Here is a 23,003-nt window from a genome sequence, read left to right as displayed (position 1 = left end):
TTTTTTCGATTAGATTCTTATGGGGAAAATCCGGCGGCAAAGGCGAACGCTCCGCTTCTTCAGTTTCAAATGGCCCACTCCGCTGGCTGACCGCCATGGAGTCACTCCAAACACCAGGGAGTTGAGGTAGGAGGGAACGGACGCCGCGCTTATCTCCGTTTTGGGTTTTACATCTGTCAATCTTGTTCCCGGATTTCTCCTCTGACATAGGCTTATTCGAGAAATCTGGAGGCGGCCGATGGAAAGCATCATCCCCTGCGGAGTGGCGCAAAAGGTAACTTTTAAACTCCGTTTATATATCTTGGAATGATTGAAAGTTAAAAAAAAGACGTAAATACGATGAATTCGTATTTACGTCTTTTTGATTTTATGTTTGATTAGAATTTATTATAGCATAACTATTTGAGTATAAAACCGTATCCGCCTGTGCAGTACCTTTATATGTAATTTTAAAAGTTTGGATTACATGTTGTTCATTTACCTTAAACAGGTATAAAGTGAAGTCTATTACATATCTCATAATTTTTTTTTCCTAAAAATGGTTCAATTATAGATATTGACTAACGTAAGCCATAATTTCGTGGCTATGTTATCATGACTACTTATACGCAAAAGGAGATTCATGAACATGGGAAAAATGGATGGGAAAGTTGCATTGGTAACAGGTGGAGGTCAAGGGATTGGTCGGGCTATCGCTTTACGGCTGAGTCAAGATGGCTTTGCCGTTGCAGTCGTGGATTTAAATGAAAGTACAGCTCAAAGTGTTGCTGGAGAGATCGCAAAGGCAGGAGGGCACTCGCTTGCGCTTAAAGTTGATGTCTCCGTCCGGGATCAGGTTTTCGCCGCCGTACAGGAGACAGCTGAGAAACTCGGTGGCTTTGATGTTATCGTGAATAATGCTGGGATTGCTCCTTCCAAGCTATTGGATGATGTTACGCTGGCTGATTTTGACAAGCTGTTTCACATTAATGTGACCAGTGTATTGTGGGGCATGCAGGCGGCCGCAGCCCAATTTAGAGAGTTGGGTCATGGTGGTAAAATCATTAATGCCTCTTCCCAGGCAGGTCATGTCGGTAATGCCAATCTAGGTATTTACTCTGCAACTAAGTTTGCCGTTCGAGCGCTAACACAAACCGCGGCTCAGGAATATGCACAATATGGAATTACGGTTAACGCCTACTGCCCTGGCATTGTACAAACTCCGATGTGGAGCGGAATTGATAAAGAAATTACGGCCTCTAAAGGTGAAGCTATAGGCGATGCTACCAAGGAATTCGGCAGCAAAATTGCTCTGGGTCGTCTCTCAATACCGGAAGATGTATCAGCCTTCGTGTCCTTCCTGGCAGGCCCGGATTCCGATTACATGACAGGACAATCTCCTCTGATCGACGGTGGCATGATGTTTTTATAAAGGATTATGTTATTGTAAAAGCAGGAGTAACTGAAAGAAAGCAAAGAAAGCCGAAATTGGCTAAAGTAAATATAGAGATTTGAAGAAATAGTTAAAAAGACGCAAATACGATTTAATTCGTATTTGCGTCTTTTTAACTACCAACCCTGCGGAGCTCGGCTGAAAGCCAGCGAAGCATCTTTACCTACCCAATTCTCTCCTAGGGCAAATTCATCTTTATGGCTGTGCAGTAGCGGAGTGGAGGATTTGAATCTGGAGAAGCGGAGCGTTCGCCTTTGCCATGGGATTCTAACCCTTAAATGTTTTATATCATCAAGAGAATCCCATGGCAACAGCGATCGTAAGACCAAATCCTACACGCAGCGTCTCCCTCCGCCCACCCATAACCAATGATTTTGCCTTATCGCAACTCCCCCACACATTGCCTTCGATATTCGATATACGTTATGATATACTATATTCCTAAGTGATAGACAAATATGATAGAAAAAGGCTTGCTGTTTTGCAGCAAGACCAAGATCATAAGTCTGTTTGTTGTAGACATTCGTCCCGTTTCTTCTTTGTTTTACATTTTGAGAGGAGGATGTTATTTGAAATTGCGTGCAGTTCCTATCGTTGTTGCAGCAGTTTTGGCAGCATCGCTGCTGTTTGGAGGATGGTTCATTTATCGTCAGGTTACAATGCAAAGTCCTCTGGAAAAATTGGTTTCTCAATATCCCGGCGTGACAAGCGCTCAAATAGATATTAAACCGGAACAGGTTGTATTGAAACTGGATCTCAAACCACAGGCAGATGTGGCCGGACTGGTCGATGCAATTAAGCAAAAAGGGCAGTCCATCATTGGCAGCCGGACCATTAAGCTCGACATCGAAGACCATTCCAATTCAGCACTGAATCAATGGTGGTCTGAGGCTATGTTTCCCGTAGCGGAAGCGATGGAAAATAAAAAATATACTCAAATTTCATCTACTGTTGAGCAGATGAAAAAGAAAAAGACGGGCATCCAGGCTGATACCGATATGGATTCAAACAATGTCTATATCCGACTCAGCGAAGGTAAAGCGACCAAGTTTATCGTTTTGCCACGTCAATCTCAGCAAATGGGGGTATGGCCTAATGCCTAGATGGATCAAGGAAGCACTAATCGGCATTGTGCCGGTAACGATCATATTTCTCATCTTTATCGGGGTGAATATTGTCCCACTGCTGATCGCAGGTATAATGCTCAGCGGCTTGTTAATGCTCATGCATGCGCGCGGTGGCTTGGCTGTAGGTGCCGGGCAAGAGCGTAAACGTAAAAAAAATGGCCCGGACAAGCTGACTTTTGAAGAGATCGGCGGGCAGGAAAGCGCCAAGCAGGAGCTGCGAGAGGCGCTGGACTTTTTGAATCGACATGATGAAATCTCAAAATTTGGCATTCGCCCCTTAAAAGGCGTTTTGCTCACAGGTCCTCCGGGAACCGGGAAAACGCTGATGGCGAAGGCAGCCGCACATTATACTAATTCTGTATTTGTTGCCGCCTCAGGCAGTGAGTTTGTTGAAATGTACGTTGGTGTGGGTGCAGGTCGTGTCCGTGAGCTATTTCGTGAGGCTCGTACTCGTGCAGCCAAGGAAAAGAAGGAAAATGCGATTATTTTTATTGATGAAATTGATGTGATTGGCGGTAAGCGTGAGGGTGGACAGCAACGTGAATATGATCAGACTTTGAACCAGCTGCTGACAGAAATGGATGGCATTTATTCAGCTGATACTCCACGTATTTTGCTTATTGCGGCTACAAACCGTAAAGAAATGCTGGATAGCGCCTTAACACGTCCGGGACGCTTTGACCGTCATATTCAAGTGGATTTGCCTGATAAAAAGGGCCGTCTTCATATTCTGAAAATTCATGCTAAAAACAAACCGATTCAGGAAAATACGAATCTGGACAAAATTGCTGAAGAATCCTATGGTTTTTCAGGCGCACAGCTGGAAAGCGTCATGAATGAAGCGGCAATCTATGCGATGAGACAGGAAGAGAAGATGATTGCCCAAAAACATCTGTCGATGGCCATCGACAAGGTAATGATGGGCGAGAAAACAGACCGTGAATCCACGTTGGAAGAGAAAAAACGTGTAGCCATTCATGAGCTGGGACATGCTATTATGGCCGAAATCGTTCGTCCCGGCAGTGTGAGCCAGGTAGCGCTTAGCCCACGTGGGAAAGCGCTCGGCTATGTGCGACATAATCCACAGCAAGAGCATTATCTATATACCAAGCAGTTCCTGGAGGAGCAGATTATGATTTCCCTCGCTGGGGCTGCAGCAGAAGAAATGTACTATGGCGGTCGCAGTACAGGCTCAAGTAATGATTTTGAGCAGGCACTGAATATCGTTCACACGATGATGACTTCCGGGTTGACGTCACTTGGCATTATTAATATGGATATGGTTACAAAAGAGGAGCTTATGCGTGAAAATGGCCAGATTATGGATGGGCTGCATACCCGAACTTTGGAGCTGCTTGAGAAGCATCGTCCCGTGTTCGACAACTCTCTTGACATCCTGATGAAGGAAGAAACATTGTCCGGAGACCAATTTAGATGTCAATTTAGTGAAAATGCTTTATTACCAGCATAATTTTTTATGCTGGTTATTTTTTTTTACTTTTAGTCCGTGCTAAGATATTATTATCTATTGGGACATAAACATGTATTTTTCGACAAAGAAGGATACAATATATGAGAGTGACCAGGAAAGGGTGGAGTTAAGAACCATGCAATTTAAAAAAATCGGCGTCATCGGCGGCGGCACCATGGGCCAAGGTATTTCTGAAATGCTCGCGTCCAAAGGAATCGATGTGCTGCTGGTAGAGCAGACACCAGAGAAACTAGACTACGCCTATAATATGATTGAAACGAGTCTGGACAAACAATTGGAAAAGTGGGCCATCACACAAGCGGAGAAAAAGTTGATTTTATCCCGCATTCAAAAAGTATCCCATTTGGCGGAGCTTGGCAGCTGTGATATGGTCATTGAGACGATTACAGAAAACCTGGACGAAAAGAAAGCTGTTTTCGAAGAGCTGGACTATGTGTGTCCAAGCAACATTATTCTTGCAAGTAATACATCCACGCTTAGCCTGACCGAGCTTGCCAGCTCGACCAAGTACCCAGAGCGTGTTATTGGCATGCACTTTATTTATCCGGTATCCCGCATTGATCTTGTGGAAATTATTCGTGGATTGAAAACTTCTGATGAGACGTTTGAAAGCACAAAACTGTTTGTTGAAGAAATAGTAGAGAAAAAAGGGGTTATGATTTATGAATCCCCAGGCTTCGTAACAAGCCGTATCATTTGCTTGCTGATCAATGAAGCGGCACACGTGCTTCAAGAGGGTGTAGCTTCAGCTGAAGATATCGACGATGCTATGCGAATCGGTTACAGCTTCCAAAACGGTCCTTTGGAAATGGCCGACCGCTTTGGTCTGGATTCCGTTTTGGCTGCTCTGGAGCGCATGTTCCGTGAATTTGGCGAGTTAAAATATCGTCCGTCCATCGTCCTGAAGAAAATGGTGCGTGCAGGTAATCTGGGTGTAAAATCGGGCGAAGGTTTCTTTAAGTACGACAAGGATGGTGACCGGATATGAAAATTCTCGTAATCAATGCAGGAAGTTCTTCCCTGAAATATCAACTGTATGATATGACGGATGAGTCCGTTTTGGCAAAAGGTTTGGTAGAGCGTATCGGTATGGACTCCTCCATCCTGACGCATAAACCAACAGGCAAAGAAGAACATACTGAGGTTAGCGAAATTCTGGAGCATACCACAGCGGTCCGTAAAGTGCTGAATGCACTCACTGACGCGGAGCATGGTGTAATCTCCGATACAAGCGAAATTCAGGCTGTAGGCCACCGTGTGGTTCATGGAGGCGAAATCTTCAAGCAGTCAGCGCTGATAACGCCTGAAGCGAAGAGTGAAATTCGTCGCTTATTCGACCTTGCGCCGCTGCATAACCCGCCTTCCATGATGGGGATTAGAGCCGCAGAAGCGAATATGCCGGATGTGCCGCAGGCTGTAATATTTGATACCTCGTTCCACCAAACCATGCCTGAGAAAGCATATATGTACGCCATTCCACGAGTGTTGTACAATAAGTACAAGGTACGTCGTTACGGCGCACATGGTACTTCTCATGATTTTGTTAGTAAGGAAGCTGCCAAATTCCTGGGTCGTCCTCTGGAAGATTTGAAGATCATTACTTGTCATATCGGTAATGGCGGTAGTATAACAGCAGTTCAAGGCGGTCTGTCCGTAGATACTTCCATGGGTATGACTCCACTGGAAGGCCTTATGATGGGTACACGTAGTGGTGATTTGGACCCTGCAATCGTGCCTTATGTTATGAACAAAGAAGAACTGACGGTCAATGAAGTGAACTCCATGCTGAACAAGCACAGTGGACTTTTAGCGATTTCCGGTATCAGCAGTGATATGCGTGAAGTCACAGAAGGTATGGAAAAAGGCGAAGCTAATTCTACATTGGCATTCGAAATGTATGAATACCGTCTGCGTAAATACATTGGCTCCTATGCTGCGGCAATGAACGGGGTAGACGTGATTGTATTTACAGCAGGTGTAGGCGAGAATTCCGTCGTGCTGCGTAAGAGAGTGTTGGAGCAACTGACATTCCTCGGTATCGAGCTGGATGATTCGCTTAACGCTATTCGTTCTGGTGAGCCTCGCCGGATTACAACGGCAAACTCCAAGGTAGAAGTATTAGTTATTCCAACGAACGAAGAACTGGTTATTGCCCGTGACACGTTCCGTTTGGTACAATAGTTCAACCGGAAAAAATTAAATTTTATGCATACAGTGTTCTTACTTCAGTCTGTATGTATCAACAGTGAGAACAAACAGCCTGACCCTTGGGAAGGGCTGTTTGATTTTCGGTTAAGAGGAGAGACGGTCATGACGAATAAAAGTACGATTGCCCAAGTGGGTCGCCATGTAGGGGAAACGGTTACAATCGGCGCTTGGGTAAATAATAAACGATCTAGCGGTAAAATCCAGTTCCTGCAATTGCGCGATGGCAGCGGATATATTCAAGGGGTTATCGTGAAAAGCGAAGTGTCCGAGGACATTTGGAATGATGCCAAATCCTTGACGCAGGAAAGCTCCCTGTATGTGACTGGAATCGTGCGTGAGGAACCGCGTAGTCAATCAGGTTTTGAATTAACGGTTACAGGCATTGAAATTATTCATCTGACTGAAAACTACCCGATTACACCAAAAGAGCACGGGGTAGATTTCCTGATGGATCATCGTCACTTGTGGCTGCGCTCCGCCAAGCAACGTGCTGTTCTGATCGTACGGGCGGAAATCATCCGTGCTGTTCAGGAATTTTTTAATGGCAACGGCTTTACGAAGGTGGACCCGCCGGTTTTGACGCCTTCTTCCGCAGAAGGTACAACAGAGTTGTTCCACATCAAATATTTTGACGAAGATGCCTATTTGACACAAAGCGGGCAATTGTATATGGAAGCGGCAGCAATGGCTCTGGGTAAGGTATATTCCTTTGGTCCAACTTTCCGTGCGGAAAAGTCCAAAACACGTCGCCACCTGATCGAGTTCTGGATGATTGAGCCGGAAATGGCTTTTGTCGATCATGAGGAATCCTTGCGCATCCAGGAGCAGTTTGTAAGTCATATCGTACAGTCTGTTCTGAAAAATTGTGCGAAGGAACTTGAAACGATTGGACGCGATGTTTCGAAGCTGGAGCAAATTCAAGGGGAATTCCCACGCATAACGTATGATGAAGCAATTACTTTCCTTCAAGGCGAAGGATTCGATATTCCTTGGGGTGAAGACTTTGGTGCTCCTCATGAAACGGCAATTGCCGAGAGATACAACAAGCCTGTATTCATTACACATTGGCCGACTCACATTAAGGCATTTTATATGAAACCTGACCCAACTCGCCCAGAGGTTGTTCTGTGCGCCGATATGATCGCTCCTGAAGGCTACGGCGAAATTATTGGAGGTTCCCAACGGATAGATGATCCGGCCTTGATGGAAGAGCGCTTTAACGAGCATAACCTGACACGTGAAGCCTACCAATGGTATATGGATCTGCGTACCTATGGTAGCGTTCCGCATTCCGGCTTTGGACTGGGACTGGAGCGTACAGTAGCATGGATTTGCGGGCTCGATCATGTACGTGAAACGATTCCGTTCCCACGTATGCTGTATCGTCTGTATCCGTAACCGATGACCGGATCATTCGACAAAACATCTGCGGCAGAATGGGCGGAGGGAGTAGCCTTTGCGATGGAAGCCGGAATGGTCCAGATTCCCTACGCCCTGCTCAAGCATTATCGGACGCTTCGACTGACGGATGGTGAAATGCTCCTGCTGATGCAGTTACTTGCTTTTAAACAGGCGGAACGTAATGAATTTCCGACATGGGAGCAATTACAGGCTCGTATCGGATGCACTGCGAACGAAATCGCGCTCTATTTCAGTAAGCTTATGAAAGAAGGCTTTCTGCGGATTGATTCTGCGGAGGACCGCAGCTCTTCCGTACAATTTGAACGTTACAACTTGACGGGACTGTACCGTAAGCTGGCGGAATGTATGATTGCCGAGCGTACGGAGCCAAACGATGAAGACGAATTTTTGTTTGGTGGGAAACCGGAAATTCAGAATGGAATAACGGAATCTACGACTACAGAAGAACGAAATTTGTTCATGATTTTTGAAAAAGAATTTGGTCGACCGCTATCTCCGATGGAATACGAGACGATTAACAGTTGGATGGATCAGGATCGTTATCCCGAAGAGCTGATTTTGTTGGCTTTGAAGGAAGCGGTGTTTGCAGGAAAGGTGCACTTCCGTTATATTGACCGCATATTGCTGGAGTGGAGTCGAAACCGTGTACGCAATGCCCAGGATGCAAAAGAATACGCCCAGCGATTCCGTGGTGGCAGACGCAGCTAAAGCATCGGTCTGTGCGTTGTAGGCAGTAGTTTTGGTACTATAGCTCTTACCCTGAGATGGCTATGTCACGGATATCCCGGGGATATCGCCTGTGCACATCAAAACAAGCAGAAAATGAAGCGAGCAAGCAGACTTTAATGATAGAGGACACACCGCTCCGATTGGAGGGTGTGTCCTTTTTAAATATATTTTTTTGAAATATGCAGGGGGAGGAAATTCCCTGACGTCTATAGTATTGGGAAGGGGGAGAGCATCATTGATATAGAGAGAATCATTGAGCGAATCCGGTCTGGTGATCGGCAGGCGTTCCGTGAGATCGTAGAACTGTACAGCAAGCATGTTTTTCATATAGCCTATTCGGTATTGCATGACAGTAAGGAAGCGGAAGATGCCGCGCAGGAAGCGTTCGTTCAGGTGTATAAGTCTCTCCCCCAGTACCGGAACGAAGGTTTCAAAACGTGGCTGAGTCGAATTGCGCTCCACAAAGCGCTGGATATCAAGCGCAAACAGGACAGGCGTCCCACAGAGCTCGTAGACATCGCACAAACCCTTGTACAGTTCCCTTCCCGGGATGAGGATATACTGTCACGCCTGATCCGTGAGGAACGCAATGTGGAACTCTCGGAAAAAATCGCCCAGCTGCCACAGCAGCATCGGGATATTATTCGAGCCTATTATATGCAGGGAAAAACCTATGACCAAATTGCGGATGAGACGCAGGTCGCTTTAAAAACGGTAGAGTCCAGACTTTATCGGGCACGACAGTGGATTCGAAATCACTGGAAGGAGGAAGAATGGCAATGACTGAACAACAGGATAAACCGTGGGTGGAAGGGCAGTTGAAGGACTGGCACGCTTATATAACAGGAACTTGCACGTTAGAAGAGACTGCGCGGCTGGAAAAGCTTTTACTGGAAGACGGACAGGCACTGGATGCATATCTTGCTGCACTGGAGCAGTTGGAACCGACTTTAAAAGATCATGCTGCCCAGATAGATACGGAGCGATTCACAGATCAGGTCATGGCCGCACTCCCCGATATAGATGGAGAAGTGAGTCAAGTTATTTTCAAAAGGCGTCGCTGGTTTGAAAACCCTGTATTTCACTATGTTATAGCGGCAAGCCTAACCTTGATCCTTCTGTCCAGTGGAGCTTTTGATAAAATGATGCTGCAAAATAACGGCAAGCCGCTTCCTCCAAAAGAACGCGTTTCTTACAGTGAAGAGGTCATGCGAGCCACGACAACCTGGCTTGACAAATTTAAGCCTTAAGATGGATTCGTATAAAAATCCCAAGATTAGAAAGGAAGTGTAGCCGTGCCTTATACGGAACGAAGCAAACTGCTGGCATTTCTGCTAAACATCATTCCCGGTGTAGGACACTATTACTGGAAGCGCAAAGCCAATGCGTTTGTATATACAATTTTGTTTTTTGGATGTCTGGCAGGAGGTTTATTTTTTGCGGTGGTAGCGAGCGACGAAGGTCCTTTATTGGCTAGTATTTTTCTGTCCACTCTTTTATGGGGATTGAGTATGCTGCATATCATGATTAGCTTATTGCGTAATGATGCTCGTGCAGTTGTTGCTCCATATCCTTCCCATGCAGGTCCGAACCCGTATAGCTTTTACCCCCAGAGCGCGCCTTATGGAGGTGAAGGCTTGGCGGGAGAAGCACCGGAAGGCGCAACCGATGCAAATACGGATGTGCCGGGAGCAGGAGTAGGCTATGGTCCAGGTTATAACCCTTATGAGCAAGGACACTACGGGGTGCCAGGTTCACCTGTTTATCCAAAAGGATCGGACAATGAACGTTTTTTCACCATATTGCTATCGTTCATCCCGGGATTGGGACACCTTCATCTGGGACTAATGCAGCGTGGTTTATCTTTTCTGATGTCCTTCTTTGGCTTTGGAATGATTCTCATTTTTATTACCAGCGTCACCAATGAATCTGGGTTTATGGCGTTTGCGGGCGTACTGCCGATTATTTGGCTGTATTGCATGTTTGATGCGGTCCAGCATGTACATCGCAAACAAGCTGGAGAAATTCTTCAGGACCGGACTCTGTTTGAGGAACTGGAGCATGGAAGAATTGAGGGGCGACGTAGTAAAATGCTGGCTACCATTTTATCAGTATTTCCCGGAGCGGGGCATATGTATATTGGTCTGCAAAAACGGGGGCTTCAGTTCATGCTGCTGTTTTTAGGAGGAATCTATGTGCTGGATGTGCTACATCTTTCACTCTTTTTGTTCATGATTCCGGTCATCTGGTTTTACAGCTTTTTTGATGCGCTCCAGCAAGTAAGCCGGTATGGTCGGGAACCACTGATTGACAAGCCAGTAATCGGCATGTTTGCACAGTATCATCGTTGGGTAGGCTTGGGATTGCTGGCACTGGGCGCTTATTACATCCTGATCAACGTACTTGTTCCTGGACTGGATCGTCTGTTCCCAGAGGTGAATATTTACTATATCGTTGACAAGTATTTACGAACGATTATTGTATCCTTCTTGTTAATAGGCGGCGGTATTTGGATGATGATCGGTAACTCCAAATCTAAACGGGTAAAGGAGAAATAATAAAATGGATACTGAATTTTCAAAGAGTGAGACTCCCATTAAGGGAGTCCATCATTCTCATAGCGACGGGACAAGCTCTATAGGCTTTTCTGGCCCATCGTCCAATAAGAAGGACTCCCACAAGGCGTCAACTGCTTCAGCAGGGGTATGGAAAGTAGGAAGGCTGTCGATGGGACTTTTTCTCGTCCTGTTAGGGGGCGTAACGTTTGCCTCGAAGTTTTGGGGAGCGGGCATCCTGGAGCAGATTTTAACCTGGTGGCCTGTCGTTTTTGTTTTGCTGGGATTGGAAATTCTGATGTATACAGCGTGGAAAGGGACACGTGAGCGTATTCGTTATGATTTGTTCAGTATGTTCATTACGGCCGTATTGGTTTTTTTCTGTATCGGATTTGCTTTGGTCAGTTCACTGGGACTTACTACGCAAGTCAGGGAAATGATGGGCTCTGTGCAGGAAACAAGGCTTCTTCCCGATTGGCATGAGAAAATGCCTGCCGGAGTGACCAAGGTGATCGTACAGGGAGAAAATCCGTATGCGGTCAAAATTGATACAACCACCTCACCGGAGGTGCATGTGTTCGGAAGCTATGTTTACACAGGCAACGAGAACGAATTTAAAGCACAAGAATTATATCAGACAAAGCAAATCGGAGATACGTTATATGTGCTGCTCAGCGAAATTCCGACACGTTTTATGCAGAATCGGCAGCAGCTTGATGTTACGATTGCTGTACCCAAAGGAATTGCGGTTATTGTTCGCGATAGCCAAGGTAATATCATTGGGCAATAGGGAGAGCCATGGCTCCAGCTCCAGCTTTACATTCTGCATCATTCGCGCGATACTTTATGAGAGAAGCCCTTTAGATTCATTATGGGATTTTCGGGCGGTTCTCCAGGTAAGTAATTGGAGTAAGTGAATTGAAGCGCAAATAGGAATGTCATCTGGAAAGAGGGGAAAACAATGATACCATTAAATCCTGATACGCTTACAGGGCGTGAAAATTACAAATTGTTAAGCGGAAGTATTATCCCAAGGCCGGTAGCCTTTGTAACGACGTTGAGCAGTGAAGGAGTGCTCAATGGAGCACCGTTCAGTTATTTTTCCATTGTTGCCTCTGAGCCGCCGCTTCTGTCCATATCGGTACAACGTGTGGATGGAGTGTCCAAAGATACAGCGCGTAACGCGATGGAGCAAAAAGCTTTTGTCGTACATATCACAGATGAGGACAATGTAGGTGCAGTGAATGTAACGGCTTCTCGTCTGTCGCCAGAAGAGAGTGAAATTACGTTAGCCGGACTTACGCCGATACAAAGTACAAAAATTGCGGTTCCGGCTGTGACCGAAGCGAAAATACGGATGGAATGTGTCCTGGAGCGTGCAATACCGCTGGGCGGTACGGAGAGTGAGCCTGCTTGTGATCTGCTGATTGGACGCGTGGTACAATATCATCTATCTGAGGAAGCGTATCAAAACACTTACGTGATTGCTGACAATCTACGTCCAGTGAGTCGGTTGGCCGGGAATAACTACGCGAAGCTGGGAGAGCAATTCACGCTGGAGCGTCCCCAATAAAAATAGAAAGGCAGTCTGGGATTTTATTTTCACGCCCAGGGCTGCCTTTTCCATATAAAAAGAATGTTCCCGCGCTTTTGCTTAGGCTACGTTCTTGGCATTCTATTAAAATTTTAAATTTTAAATATATGAGTATAAAGTACGCTGTTCTTTATTTTGAACTTTTCAGCAGCAGGGAGCGGTACGTCGTTTCAAACAAAAATTCAAACGCCTCCAGATGCTTTTTAGCTTCAAACACATCTTTCCCCCACGCATAAATGCCATGATTACGCAATAAAATTCCTGGAATCCGCTCATTCAGCACGCCCGGCACCAGCTTGGCAATGGAGGCGATGTCGGCATAATTCGGCAGCACGGGAATCTGGATTGCAGCATTTTCCTCCCATATGTTAAAAGCCTTAATCAGCTCGATTCCTTGCACAGGTACAGAGCCTTGTTCCCCGTAATATTCGGAAATCAGGTTGTTAAACACGGTATGCACATGAAAAACGGCTCCGCAGCCTGTCAGGCGATAAATTTCACAATGAATCAGCGTTTCAGCACTTGGCTTGAGGTTGGTGGTTTCAGCCGCTTTTCCGTGTTGGTCAACAAACAGAAAATCTTCCGGTGTCCGCTTTGTCTTATCCTTGCCACTGGCGGTAACTGCAAAATAGAATTGCTCGGGCTGAAAATCACCGATTCGGATCGACAAATTTCCGCTCGTGCCGGGGAACCAGTTGCGAGCTGCAAATAGCTCTTTAACATCGGCGAGTTCTTCCAATGCGCGGCGTTTTTCTTCCAATGTAATGTCTGCCAAGTCAAAGCTCAATTACAGCACCCCTTACTCTTGTTTTAGCTTTAAATCCTTGATAATGTCGTCAAATGTTTCAAAGGGTACGTGCGGTACGCCAAGCTCTTGACATTTTAATGTCAGGTGCGAGCGGGAGTACACGAGGTCGGCAATTTTGGCTCCTTCAAAATCCGTCAGGCTGTCGCCGATCAAAATTCGTTCGTACTGCTCGGCAGGGTATTGACGTATAATGGTCGTTTTGCACATGCCGCAGTCGTTCGTACACGGCTCCTCACATGGATATGGCCATGTAATCTGTATGTTATCCCCGGAAAAATCCGCTCCGTTGCAGAAGATGTGATCCTGTGGAATATCGAAGGGCTTAAGCAATGGATCAATAAAAAAATCAATGCCGCCACTGGTGACAAAAAATTCAATATTCTGCTCCCGTACATAGGCCAAAAAGCGTGCAAAGCCATCACGTATACCCGCTTGTCCAAGTACATAGGAGATGATTTCGTCCTTTTGTCCCGAAGGCATCAGAGCAAACATGGCACTTACGCCCTCACGAATGGAGATATGTCCGTTTACGATATGTTGCATGATGGGCTCGCAGCCCTCAGGCTGAAAATGCTGCATAATAGCGACAATATTGTCACTGTTCGTAATCGTCCCGTCAAAGTCGCAAAAAATGACGGGTTTCTTGGATGTACTCATTGCTCGCCTCCCCACGTATTAAGTGCGGATCGCAGCTCAGCATGAGAGCGGGCGTATTCTGCCAGCGGTACATGCTGCTGCACCGCTTCAATCGCCTGCACAAAAGCGCGTCCGCCAGCTTCGGTACCCATCGGATGACCGTGAATACCGCCCCCGGCATTGACCACAACGTCAGTACCAAAGTCACGTACAATTAACGGCACCAGGCCGGGGTGAATTCCTGCGGAGGGCACAGGCATGCTGGCCTTCAGCGGCAGCTCCGGGGTGATCAGCTCATCGCGGATCGCCATGTTTTCCTCACGCGGCATCGTCACCGAGCCGTAAGGAGAAGGGAAGAGCACGAGGTCAGCACCAGCCAGACGCATAAGCTGACCGAGCAGTACGGACGCCGAAATACCGTAATGCGGCGACGGATAGGCTGCACCCGCCAACGAAGGGTGGGCAGCAATCGGTACGGAGATGGCAGGATCGCTGCTTAGCTCATGCAGTACATCGTAGCCGTAGGCCAGTACGTTGAACAGCAGCGCATTCGCGCCTGCGTCGATGGCTTTGAGTGCCTGTGCCTTGAGCTGCGAGGTGGGTCCAGTCAAATTCGCTGCATACAGCAGCTTTTTGCCAGTTTCACGCTCAGCCGCCTCGGCGGCTCTGCTGCAGGCTTCGACGCGTTTTTCAATCGGTGTCAGTGCATTTTCAAATAAAATTTCGTCGTCCTTGATCAGATCAACGCCACCGAGGGCCTGGCGGGTAAATTGCTCGCTCAGCTCGTCCAGCTTCAGACCGATTACCGATTTGAAAATGCTCATGAGCAGCGGGCGATCATACACGCCGAGCCGCTCACGCAAGCCGCTGATGCCAAACTTCGGTCCCGGAAAAGCGGAACGGAATGCCTCCGAGAAGCCCAGCTTCGTCAGCTTGATTTGACCGTCCATCGAAATTTTGCCGAAGACGGTCACCAGCAGCGCGGGAATGTCCCGGCTGAAGTTGATGTCCGGGTAAGCGATAGTCAGATCGGCATAACGTTCACCGGGACCCCCATCATAAACCTCCACGGATTGAACGGAGCCAAGGTGCTTTTGCATCTTATCCCGCTTGGCTTGCGGAAGCTCGGTCCAGCTGCCCACCGTCATGCCGATGGCAATAGATTGGGCCTTTTTATTAAAATCGGCTTTGTCATCGTATACCCGGTAGGTCGCCAGGCAATAGCTCATTCAATTCCCTCCTTAAGTACAGCTCCCATCTCACGGGATCGTTCAGCACAGCGCTGCACCGCTGCAACCACGGTTTCGTAGAAATCGCCTTTGTCCAGCGTCTCCAATGCGGCTACCGTCGAGCCATTGGGTGACATGATTTTGTGGCGCAGAGCAGATGGCTCCTCCCCGGTTTGCTGCACCATGCGTGCCGCTCCAAGCGCGGTCTGGACGGTCAGCTCGTGTGCTTGCTCAGGAGTCAAGCCACCACGAATTCCCCCAGCAATCATGGCTTCCATCAAGTAATAGATATAGGCTGGACCGCTTCCGGAGATCCCGGTCAAAATATCCATTTTTTCTTCATCTATTACAGTCACCGTGCCCACAGACTCGAATATGGCAAGCACGTTTTTACGCTGGCCTTCGCTAATCTCCTTGGAAAAGCTGATGCCTGTGGCTCCCAGTCCAATCGAGCTGGACGTGTTCGGCATCGTTCGTGCGATTGGCTGTTTGCGGCCAAGCAGCGTTTGCATTGTACGAATGGACAATCCGGCGATGACCGAAATGATCAGCTGATCCTCCGACAGGAGGGGACCAAGCTGTCCAAGTGCCACAGCAGCGTCCTTGGGCTTCATAGCAAGTACGATGACCGGAGAACGGCGCAACAGCTCGGTTTTGGCGGCATCCTCTGTTTGGAACAGCACCCCATATTGCTGCTGGAGTTCTTCAAGGCGCGCCTGATTACTGCGGTTGATGACAGTTATACCGCCACGCTTGACGACGGAACGAGCTGTCATTCCGCGAATGATAGCTTCCGCCATTGAGCCTGCTCCGAAAAACGTAATTTGCTCGTTAATTAAAAACTTCGACTGTGATTCACACATTGATTCATAACCTCCAAGGATACGGATTGATTTAAGATATTATTCTCTGATTTGTCCAGTCCCGTACACACGATATTTGGTTGAAGTCAGCGCAGGCAGGCCCATGGGACCGCGGGCATGTAATTTCTGGGTACTAATCCCAATCTCGGCACCAAACCCGAATTCAAAACCATCCGTAAAGCGGGTAGAGGCATTGTGGTACACAGCTGCCGCATCTACCTCCTGCAGAAATTGTTCGGCATGGGCTTTATCCTCAGTGACAATACATTCCGAATGCATCGTTCCATAACGGGCAATATGCTCAAGTACGTCGTCCAGATGGTCTACCACCTTGACGTTCATAATGTAATCATTATACTCTGTACCGTAATCCTCTTCTGTGGCTGGAACAGCCCAAGGAACCAATGCACGTGTCCGCGTGCAGCCGCGCAGCTCGACCCCGGCATCACGGAAGCGTTCTGCCAAACTCGTTAAGTGTGCTTGTGCGTAATCGGCGTGAACGAGCAGTGTTTCCATGGAGTTACACACTGACGGTCTTTGCACCTTGGCGTTCAGCGTAATGGCTTCAGCCATCTGTGTATCCGCCGTAGCGTCCAAATACGTATGGCATACGCCAGCGCCAGTTTCGATGACAGGCACGGTAGCGTTCTGAACTACATTTTGAATGAGCGAACGTCCACCACGTGGAATGATCACATCGAGCAGACCGTTCAAGGTCAGCATTTCGTTGACGGAGGCACGATCTGAATCTTCAATCAGTTGAAGCGCCTCGCGTGGTACGGCTGTTGTGTCCAGCGTCTGCTGAAGCACTTCAATGATTTTGCGGTTGGAGGAGAGGGCCGCCGAACCACCGCGCAGGACAACCGGATTACCTGTTTTCAAGCACAGGCCCGCAGCATCTACCGTTACATTCGGACGGGCTTCATAAATGATGCCAATCACGCCCAGCGGCACGCGTATTTTCTCAATCCGCAGACCGTTTGGACGTTCGATATGCTCCAGCGTGTCACCGACCGGATCAGGCAGCTCCGCAATTTGGCGCAGTCCTTCGGCAATAGCCCCGATTCGCTCTTCAGTCAGCTTGAGACGGTCGAGCAGCGATTCCGACGTTCCCAGTTCCCGTCCTCGCTGCAAATCATCATTATTCGCTGTAATCAGCTCTTCCGTATGGCTCACCAGTGCCTCTGCCATAGCGAGCAGTGCTTCATTTTTTTGTGCTGTTGTCAGTCGGTTCATGGCTCCGGCACTTTTTCTCGCAAGCGTCGCTTTGGCCCGTACTTCACTGAACTGGTTTTCCTCTGTAGCAGCTGTATTCGTCGTTAATTTACTCATGTTATGGCCTCCCTACATATATAGTGTAATCCATTCATCCCTGTGGATCACCTCAAGCCGGTGAATGGCACCAATCTTGCCTACAACCTCGCCGCTGGGTAATCCTTGTACGATTCGAAGCTGTTCATCATCATAATTGACAATGCCACGACCTAACACCTTATTTTCCGGCCCCAGCACCTCTACGACATCTCCGGCATGAAAGCTGCCCTCGACACGTCGTACGCCAACGGGAAGCAGACTGTGGCCCCCATGTATCAGCGCTTCCTCGGCCCCATGGTCTACATGCACCGCACCCAGGGGGGTGGACATGAAGCCGAGCCATTGCTTTTTCATCGGCAGCGAAGAGAGGTGGGTGTCAAAATAAGTCCCAGGTCCGTGTCCTTTAACGGCTGCGTCCAGATCCCCATCTGCGCTGACGCGCCCCACATACACAGGCACACCGCCGCGAGTAGCAACCTTGGCAGCTTCGATCTTGGATCGCATGCCGCCAGTCCCTACTGCTGACCCGGAGCCTCCTGCAAGTGCATAAATCTCCTCCGTAATTTCGTCGATACGTTCAAAGCGTACGGCGTTCGGATGCTTGCGCGGGTCTGCCGTATATACGCCATCGGTATCTGTAATAATGATCAAATGCTGTGCTTTGACCAGATTGGCGACCAGCGCTGACAGCATATCGTTATCGCCGAATTTCAACTCGTCAATTGATACGGTATCATTTTCGTTAAAGATCGGGATAACCTGCTGGCGCAGCAATTCTTCCACGGTCATTCCAGCATTATTCATCCTTTTACGGCTCGAAAAGTCACTGCGGGTCAGCAGGATCTGAGCGCTCACCAAGCCAAAATCTTTAAAAGCCTGCTGATAGGCCTGCATAAGAAGAGCTTGACCAACCGCCGCCGCCGCCTGCTTTTCATGCAACAGCTTAGGGCGAAACGGATACCCGATCTCCCGGAACCCGGCGGCTACTGCGCCTGATGTGACCAGCAGCACTTCATGACCTTTTGCACGCAGCAAGCTGATTTCGCGGGCAAAATAAGCGATGGCTTCCCGGTTTAGGCCGCCCTCCACCCCAGTCAGGGAGCTGCTTCCGATTTTAATAACGATTCGTGTTGACAAGACATCCACTTCCTTAATGTGTACTCTTTTTTAATGCAAAAAAACTTCCATCCTTTGTATGCAAAGGACGAAAGTTTGTGCTTCCGCGGTACCACCTTCATTGATGATTCTGGATCATCCCACTTAAAACCTGTTAACGGCAGGCACCGCCTGATTGCGCAGGACGCTCGGGGGTAGGAGTTGGGAGAGGGTCCAGGTAAATTCTTGCAGCCCATCGGAATCTACTCTCTGAACAGGACGGTTCTCTCTTAATAGCCCCTTCAACGCGCTAAATGATATTGGATACAGAATACCACGAAAAGGCCGAGTTTGGCAAAGAAGTTGTGCAGGAAAATACGGCTTAACCAAACAAGCTCAGCTTGCCGATTCGTTCAGCTGCCTCAGTCAGCCTGGCTTCCGAGCTTAGCAGCCCCGCCCGCACATATCCTTCACCGCCGCTGCCAAAGCCGACCCCCGGAGCGACAGCTACCTTGGCCTCACGTAGCAGCAGGTCGGCAAAGGTAGCCGAAGTGTAGCCCTGCGGTACAGGCAGCCAGCTAAAGAAGGAGCCGCTTGGACGCGTCGCCATCCAGCCGATTTGTCCAAGTGCATCAAAAAAAGCATTGCGGCGCGATTCATAGCGGGCAACCAGCTCGCCTACGCAATCCTGCGAGGACGTCAGCGCTGTAGCTGCTGCTGCCTGAATGCCTCCGAACAAGCTTACATAAATATGATCCTGCAGCAGATTAATCATGGAAATGATTTCAGCATTACCAAGCGCAAAACCAACGCGCCAGCCCGCCATATTGTATGTTTTGGACAGGGTATAGAACTCGATTCCTACATCCTTGGCCCCTTCGGCCTGGAGGAAGCTGACCGGACGTTCGCCGTCAAAGCCAATAGCACCATAAGCGAAATCACTGGCAACCACAATCCCGTTACGCTGCGCGAATTCGACTGTTTCCTCGTAGAAGGAAAGTGGGGCGGTTGCCGAGGTCGGATTATTCGGATAGTTAAGGAACATCAGCTTGGCACGGCGGCGTGCTTCTTCAGAGATTGCCTCGTAATCGGGCAGAAAATTATTGTCTTCCTTTAATGGAAGAAAAGACATCTCCGCTTTAGCCAAGGCTACGCCAGACCAGTAATCGGGATAGCCGGGATCAGGCACGAGGCATATATCGCCAGGATTGAGCAAGATTTGCGGTAGCTGCACCAAGCCTGTTTTTCCACCAAACAAGATGGCAACCTCCGTTTCCGGGTCAAGCGTCACACCGTAATCCTCCTGATAGCGCTGGGCTACGGCTTCCTTGAGAAATCCATAGCCGCGAAAAGGCGAATACTTATGATAAAGCGGGTTGTCCGCGGATTCCTGCAAGGCTTTTACAATATGAGGTGGAGTGGGGGTATCCGGGTTCCCTTGTCCGAGATTAATGACGTCATGTCCTGCCGCAATTTCACGGTTAACATTTTGTACAAGCGTCGCAAAAAATTGAGTGGGCAACTGTTTCATCACGTCAGCAGAGGGAATGGAAAAATGACTCATGAATTCACACGACCTTTTGGAATAGTTAATTTAAGCTGAACTGGAAAAGTACATGATGCGCCACTGCGTATGCGGATGGTGCTTCCCATCGCTGTGCCCCCAAATTTCCTGAATGAATTACAAGGGTAGAAATTTGGGGGCAAAGGCGAACGCTACCGCTTGTACAGCACCATTCCGCCTACTCCGTTCTCCATGTAAATTTTTCGAATTAAGCTTATATAGTTTGAGAATTAACTTATCATGATTTTACCGGGTTGTATAGGGGGAATTAAGCTTATATGGTTGCGTGCCAGAGCAGGATCGGGCTATGATGGGGGAAAATACCGGACCCAACAGTCATCGTAAGCTCCGGTTTACAGGGAGGATGAACGATTTTGACATATCATGCAGCTCAGCCGTTCCGTGTTGCACTTATACAGGCTTATATTGAACTGGGGAATCCCCCGGAAAATCGCAGTCATATGCGTACTTTAATGGAACAGGCAGTAACAGCCGCGCAAAAACCGGATCTGATTGTCCTGCCGGAAATGTGGAACACGGGCTATGCCTTGGATCGCATTCATGAGCTGGCGGACAAGGAAGGGGCAGAGACTCGGGAATGGGTAGCTGCATTCGCTGCCACACATCAGGTGAACGTGGTAGCCGGGTCGATTGCAGAGAAAAAAAGTGATGGTCATGTGTACAATACAATGATTGTTTTTGACCGGACAGGAGCCGAGGTGGCTTCGTATTCCAAAATTCATTTGTTCCGTCTTATGGAGGAAGAAAAGTATTTACAGCCTGGTGAGGAAAAGGTTATGTTCACGCTGGATGGCGGGATTCAGGCAGGGGCTGCGATCTGCTATGACATCCGTTTTCCCGAACTGGCCCGTAGTCTGGCCTTGTCCGGTTCCAACCTGCTGATCGTACCCGCGGAATGGCCTCATCCCCGGCTCCATCACTGGCGCACCCTGCTGACCGCACGGGCCATTGAAAATCAAATGTATGTCATGGCCTGTAACCGGGTTGGTCGCAGCGGAGATACCGATTTCTTCGGACACTCCCTTATCATTGATCCGTGGGGAGAGGTTATTGCCGAGGGCGGAGAGCAGGAGGAGATCATTACAGGAACGATGGAATCAGCCTTGGTGCAGGATGTGCGCGGTCGTATCCCGGTATTTGAGGATCGTCGCCCCTCTTTGTATGACCGATAAACGTCGTTCTGTTTAGTCGTCCTGCATAATAGAAAGGAACATTTCATGCTCAAGGAATGAATTTAATTTTTGTGTAAAAAGAAAAAAGTGAGTGAAGCTGATATGGAGCAAGCGTTTGATGCCTCCCGATAAAAAAATTATGGATACCTGTTTCAGATACAGATTGTAAGTGTATTATAATAGTATCCCGACACCAGGAGGTTGATAACGATGGATAACCAAAGTAGATCCGAACTGGCGAATAGGGATGGCCTGTCACGGCCGAGAGGCTTAAACAGACAGGTTGTCGGTAACAATTATGAAATGGGCTATGATCAGGATAAAAGTCCACCTGATTTAGGGCGACCCTGATCACGAACAGGCGAGGACAGGCACTTTGGGATCACACAGCACATTGGAACTGAGGTAGGACATTCTTGGGAAGCCAAGGCTAGAGACCTTAAGGAAAGAAGTGATGCGCGCTGGATAAAGTGGAGTTTCCGAGCAAGTGTCCAAGCAAGATTGTAGTAATCAGGCGAGGCTAACATGGAATTTAAATGAACATGAAATGTGGTTCGTTGAAACCGGATGGAAGCCATATCACAACATTGTGTTCGAACCATAAACTAAACATTAGATCGCTAATATAGGGGCGTAGCCCCGGGACCGTCTTCTTCTCTGGCTTTGACTGGGGAGGAAGACGGTCCCTTTCATATTCGTAGCTACTCTTGAGAAAGCTGTTTGACCGTTTCCCGGAAAGTATCAATAAAAGCTTCGGCGGCTTTGGACAGATAACGTCCGTTGCGATAAGCAATGGCTAAGGTACGGCTTGGCGTCGGTTCGGCCAGAGGCAGTAAAGCCGGAACAAACTCGCTGCTGGCAGCCCGCGCGATAAAACGGGGGACGAGCGTCACACCCATACCTGTCGCCACGAGCGATTGCAGGGTTTCCATGTTGGTGCTTTCAAACACCACATGAGGTTCAAAGCCCGCCTGATGGCACAAATCCATCGTCAGCTTGCGAAAGCCCTGCCCTTTTTTCAGCACGACAAAAGGTTCATCTTTCAGTTCCTCCATATGCACAGGCTGCGGCTGATCACCGTTTTTACGCAGGGCTAGGGGGTGACCCGGTGGAACAGCGAGATCAATCCATTCCTCACCGATAGGCACATAGGAGAGTGTAGGCTCTACTAAGGGGAGAGACAGCAGACTGAGATCGGTATCTCCACTGGCGGTTTTTTTCTCCAGGTTCATGGATGAATCCTCGACCAACACGATTTCAATATCCGGATGAGCTTTTTTGAATACAGGCAATACATGCGGTAGCAAATGAGAGCCTGTGATAGGCATACTACCAACCACGACCTTCCCCTTGCGCAGCTGAGAAATATCGTCCATTTCCTGCCGGAGCTGCTCGACCGCGTCTACGATTTTTTTTGCTTTTTCTACAAAGCTTGCTCCTGCATGCGTTAATTCCACCGTGCTTGTATTTCGTTGAAATAAAAGCACTCCGAGTTCTTTTTCCAATTTGGACAATTGCTGGCTCAGCGAAGGCTGTGCAATGTGCAGCTTTTCTGCTGCGCGTGAGAAGTTTTTTTCCGCCGCAATTTGCAGGGTGTATTGAAGCTGTCTGAATTCCATTGAGTTTTAAGCTCCTTATCTTATAAGCTATACCTATTACATCCTGCACCAATTATACAATATTAAAATCAATTTCCCAATCCCAATCGTTATTATGTGTCACAACTTTTATATAGATGAAGC

22 protein-coding genes are annotated in these 23,003 nt (G+C 48.1%); 14 read left to right on the top strand and 8 right to left on the bottom strand.

The window, feature by feature from the left end:
- The first annotated feature begins 628 nt into the window (after nucleotides 1–628).
- The 12 genes from GCU48_RS26105 to GCU48_RS26050 all read left to right on the top strand — a co-directional run bounded on the left by GCU48_RS26105 (nucleotide 629) and on the right by GCU48_RS26050 (nucleotide 12,538).
- Entirely contained in the window at nucleotides 629–1,411 is a 783-nt protein-coding gene (locus tag GCU48_RS26105) for a (S)-acetoin forming diacetyl reductase (protein ID WP_208811926.1), read from the top strand.
- Between the two features lie 590 nt (nucleotides 1,412–2,001).
- Nucleotides 2,002–2,535 (top strand): hypothetical protein, encoded by a 534-nt coding sequence (locus tag GCU48_RS26100; RefSeq protein WP_152381992.1) that lies wholly within the window; start codon nucleotides 2,002–2,004, stop codon nucleotides 2,533–2,535.
- Nucleotides 2,528–4,030: an AAA family ATPase gene (locus GCU48_RS26095; protein WP_152381991.1), complete on the top strand. Its 1,503-nt coding sequence runs from the start codon at nucleotides 2,528–2,530 to the stop codon at nucleotides 4,028–4,030. The genes GCU48_RS26100 and GCU48_RS26095 overlap by 8 nt, the downstream gene beginning before the upstream one ends.
- A 136-nt stretch (nucleotides 4,031–4,166) precedes the next feature.
- Entirely contained in the window at nucleotides 4,167–5,039 is an 873-nt protein-coding gene (locus tag GCU48_RS26090; RefSeq protein ID WP_025718877.1) for a 3-hydroxyacyl-CoA dehydrogenase family protein, read from the top strand.
- Nucleotides 5,036–6,232 (top strand): acetate/propionate family kinase, encoded by a 1,197-nt coding sequence (locus tag GCU48_RS26085; protein WP_152381990.1) that lies wholly within the window; start codon nucleotides 5,036–5,038, stop codon nucleotides 6,230–6,232. The genes GCU48_RS26090 and GCU48_RS26085 overlap by 4 nt, the downstream gene beginning before the upstream one ends.
- Nucleotides 6,233–6,361: 129 nt before the next feature.
- A complete protein-coding gene (gene asnS / locus GCU48_RS26080) occupies nucleotides 6,362–7,657 on the top strand; it encodes an asparagine--tRNA ligase (RefSeq protein ID WP_025718875.1) in 1,296 nt (431 codons plus the stop codon).
- Nucleotides 7,658–7,660: 3 nt separating this feature from the next.
- Entirely contained in the window at nucleotides 7,661–8,389 is a 729-nt protein-coding gene (locus GCU48_RS26075) for a DnaD domain-containing protein (RefSeq protein ID WP_152381989.1), read from the top strand.
- 234 nt (nucleotides 8,390–8,623) lie between these two features.
- Nucleotides 8,624–9,193, top strand: coding sequence for an RNA polymerase sigma factor (locus GCU48_RS26070; RefSeq protein WP_307498755.1), 570 nt, complete (start codon nucleotides 8,624–8,626; stop codon nucleotides 9,191–9,193).
- Nucleotides 9,190–9,660: a hypothetical protein gene (locus tag GCU48_RS26065; RefSeq protein ID WP_152381987.1), complete on the top strand. Its 471-nt coding sequence runs from the start codon at nucleotides 9,190–9,192 to the stop codon at nucleotides 9,658–9,660. The genes GCU48_RS26070 and GCU48_RS26065 overlap by 4 nt, the downstream gene beginning before the upstream one ends.
- A gap of 45 nt (nucleotides 9,661–9,705) precedes the next feature.
- Entirely contained in the window at nucleotides 9,706–10,968 is a 1,263-nt protein-coding gene (locus tag GCU48_RS26060; RefSeq protein ID WP_152381986.1) for a multi-tm2 domain protein, read from the top strand.
- Nucleotides 10,969–10,972: 4 nt separating this feature from the next.
- A complete protein-coding gene (locus tag GCU48_RS26055) occupies nucleotides 10,973–11,755 on the top strand; it encodes a hypothetical protein (protein ID WP_025718869.1) in 783 nt (260 codons plus the stop codon).
- 171 nt (nucleotides 11,756–11,926) lie between these two features.
- Nucleotides 11,927–12,538 carry a flavin reductase family protein gene (locus tag GCU48_RS26050; RefSeq protein WP_152381985.1) on the top strand — a complete coding sequence of 204 codons (612 nt, stop codon included), beginning with the start codon at nucleotides 11,927–11,929 and terminating at the stop codon, nucleotides 12,536–12,538.
- 151 nt (nucleotides 12,539–12,689) lie between these two features.
- Here GCU48_RS26050 and GCU48_RS26045 read toward each other — a convergent pair whose 3' ends face one another.
- The 7 genes from GCU48_RS26045 to GCU48_RS26015 all read right to left on the bottom strand — a co-directional run bounded on the left by GCU48_RS26045 (nucleotide 12,690) and on the right by GCU48_RS26015 (nucleotide 20,068).
- Nucleotides 12,690–13,346, bottom strand: coding sequence for a methylthioribulose 1-phosphate dehydratase (locus GCU48_RS26045; RefSeq protein WP_152381984.1), 657 nt, complete (start codon nucleotides 13,344–13,346; stop codon nucleotides 12,690–12,692).
- A gap of 12 nt (nucleotides 13,347–13,358) precedes the next feature.
- The gene (locus GCU48_RS26040) at nucleotides 13,359–14,024 is read right to left on the bottom strand and encodes a 2-hydroxy-3-keto-5-methylthiopentenyl-1-phosphate phosphatase (RefSeq protein ID WP_152381983.1); all 666 of its coding nucleotides are present in this window, start codon (nucleotides 14,022–14,024) and stop codon (nucleotides 13,359–13,361) included.
- Nucleotides 14,021–15,232, bottom strand: a complete 1,212-nt coding sequence (locus GCU48_RS26035; RefSeq protein WP_152381982.1) for a 2,3-diketo-5-methylthiopentyl-1-phosphate enolase — start codon at nucleotides 15,230–15,232, stop codon at nucleotides 14,021–14,023. Before GCU48_RS26035 ends, GCU48_RS26040 begins: the two co-directional genes overlap by 4 nt.
- A complete protein-coding gene (gene proC / locus GCU48_RS26030; protein WP_152381981.1) occupies nucleotides 15,229–16,095 on the bottom strand; it encodes a pyrroline-5-carboxylate reductase in 867 nt (288 codons plus the stop codon). Before proC ends, GCU48_RS26035 begins: the two co-directional genes overlap by 4 nt.
- A gap of 39 nt (nucleotides 16,096–16,134) precedes the next feature.
- Nucleotides 16,135–17,427, bottom strand: a complete 1,293-nt coding sequence (locus GCU48_RS26025) for a glutamate-5-semialdehyde dehydrogenase (RefSeq protein ID WP_152381980.1) — start codon at nucleotides 17,425–17,427, stop codon at nucleotides 16,135–16,137.
- A gap of 12 nt (nucleotides 17,428–17,439) precedes the next feature.
- Nucleotides 17,440–18,546, bottom strand: a complete 1,107-nt coding sequence (gene proB, locus GCU48_RS26020; protein WP_049825211.1) for a glutamate 5-kinase — start codon at nucleotides 18,544–18,546, stop codon at nucleotides 17,440–17,442.
- 340 nt (nucleotides 18,547–18,886) lie between these two features.
- On the bottom strand, nucleotides 18,887–20,068 hold the full coding sequence (locus GCU48_RS26015; protein ID WP_152381979.1) for a pyridoxal phosphate-dependent aminotransferase: 1,182 nt from the start codon (nucleotides 20,066–20,068) through the stop codon (nucleotides 18,887–18,889).
- Between the two features lie 374 nt (nucleotides 20,069–20,442).
- Here GCU48_RS26015 and GCU48_RS26010 point away from each other — a divergent pair, with 374 nt between their 5' ends.
- Nucleotides 20,443–21,261 carry a carbon-nitrogen family hydrolase gene (locus tag GCU48_RS26010; protein WP_152381978.1) on the top strand — a complete coding sequence of 273 codons (819 nt, stop codon included), beginning with the start codon at nucleotides 20,443–20,445 and terminating at the stop codon, nucleotides 21,259–21,261.
- 210 nt (nucleotides 21,262–21,471) lie between these two features.
- Nucleotides 21,472–21,612, top strand: a complete 141-nt coding sequence (locus GCU48_RS27250) for a hypothetical protein (protein WP_023989112.1) — start codon at nucleotides 21,472–21,474, stop codon at nucleotides 21,610–21,612.
- Nucleotides 21,613–21,962: 350 nt separating this feature from the next.
- Here the strand turns inward: GCU48_RS27250 and GCU48_RS26005 are convergent, their stop codons facing one another.
- Complete coding sequence (locus tag GCU48_RS26005) at nucleotides 21,963–22,880, bottom strand: LysR family transcriptional regulator (protein WP_152381977.1); 918 nt, start codon at nucleotides 22,878–22,880, stop codon at nucleotides 21,963–21,965.
- Nucleotides 22,881–23,003: the final 123 nt, after the last annotated feature.

This window comes from Paenibacillus brasilensis (assembly GCF_009363115.1).
Classification (GTDB): domain Bacteria; phylum Bacillota; class Bacilli; order Paenibacillales; family Paenibacillaceae; genus Paenibacillus; species Paenibacillus brasilensis.
Note: the sequence above shows the minus strand (reverse complement) of the source record. Positions and strands in the feature narration are given on the sequence as shown.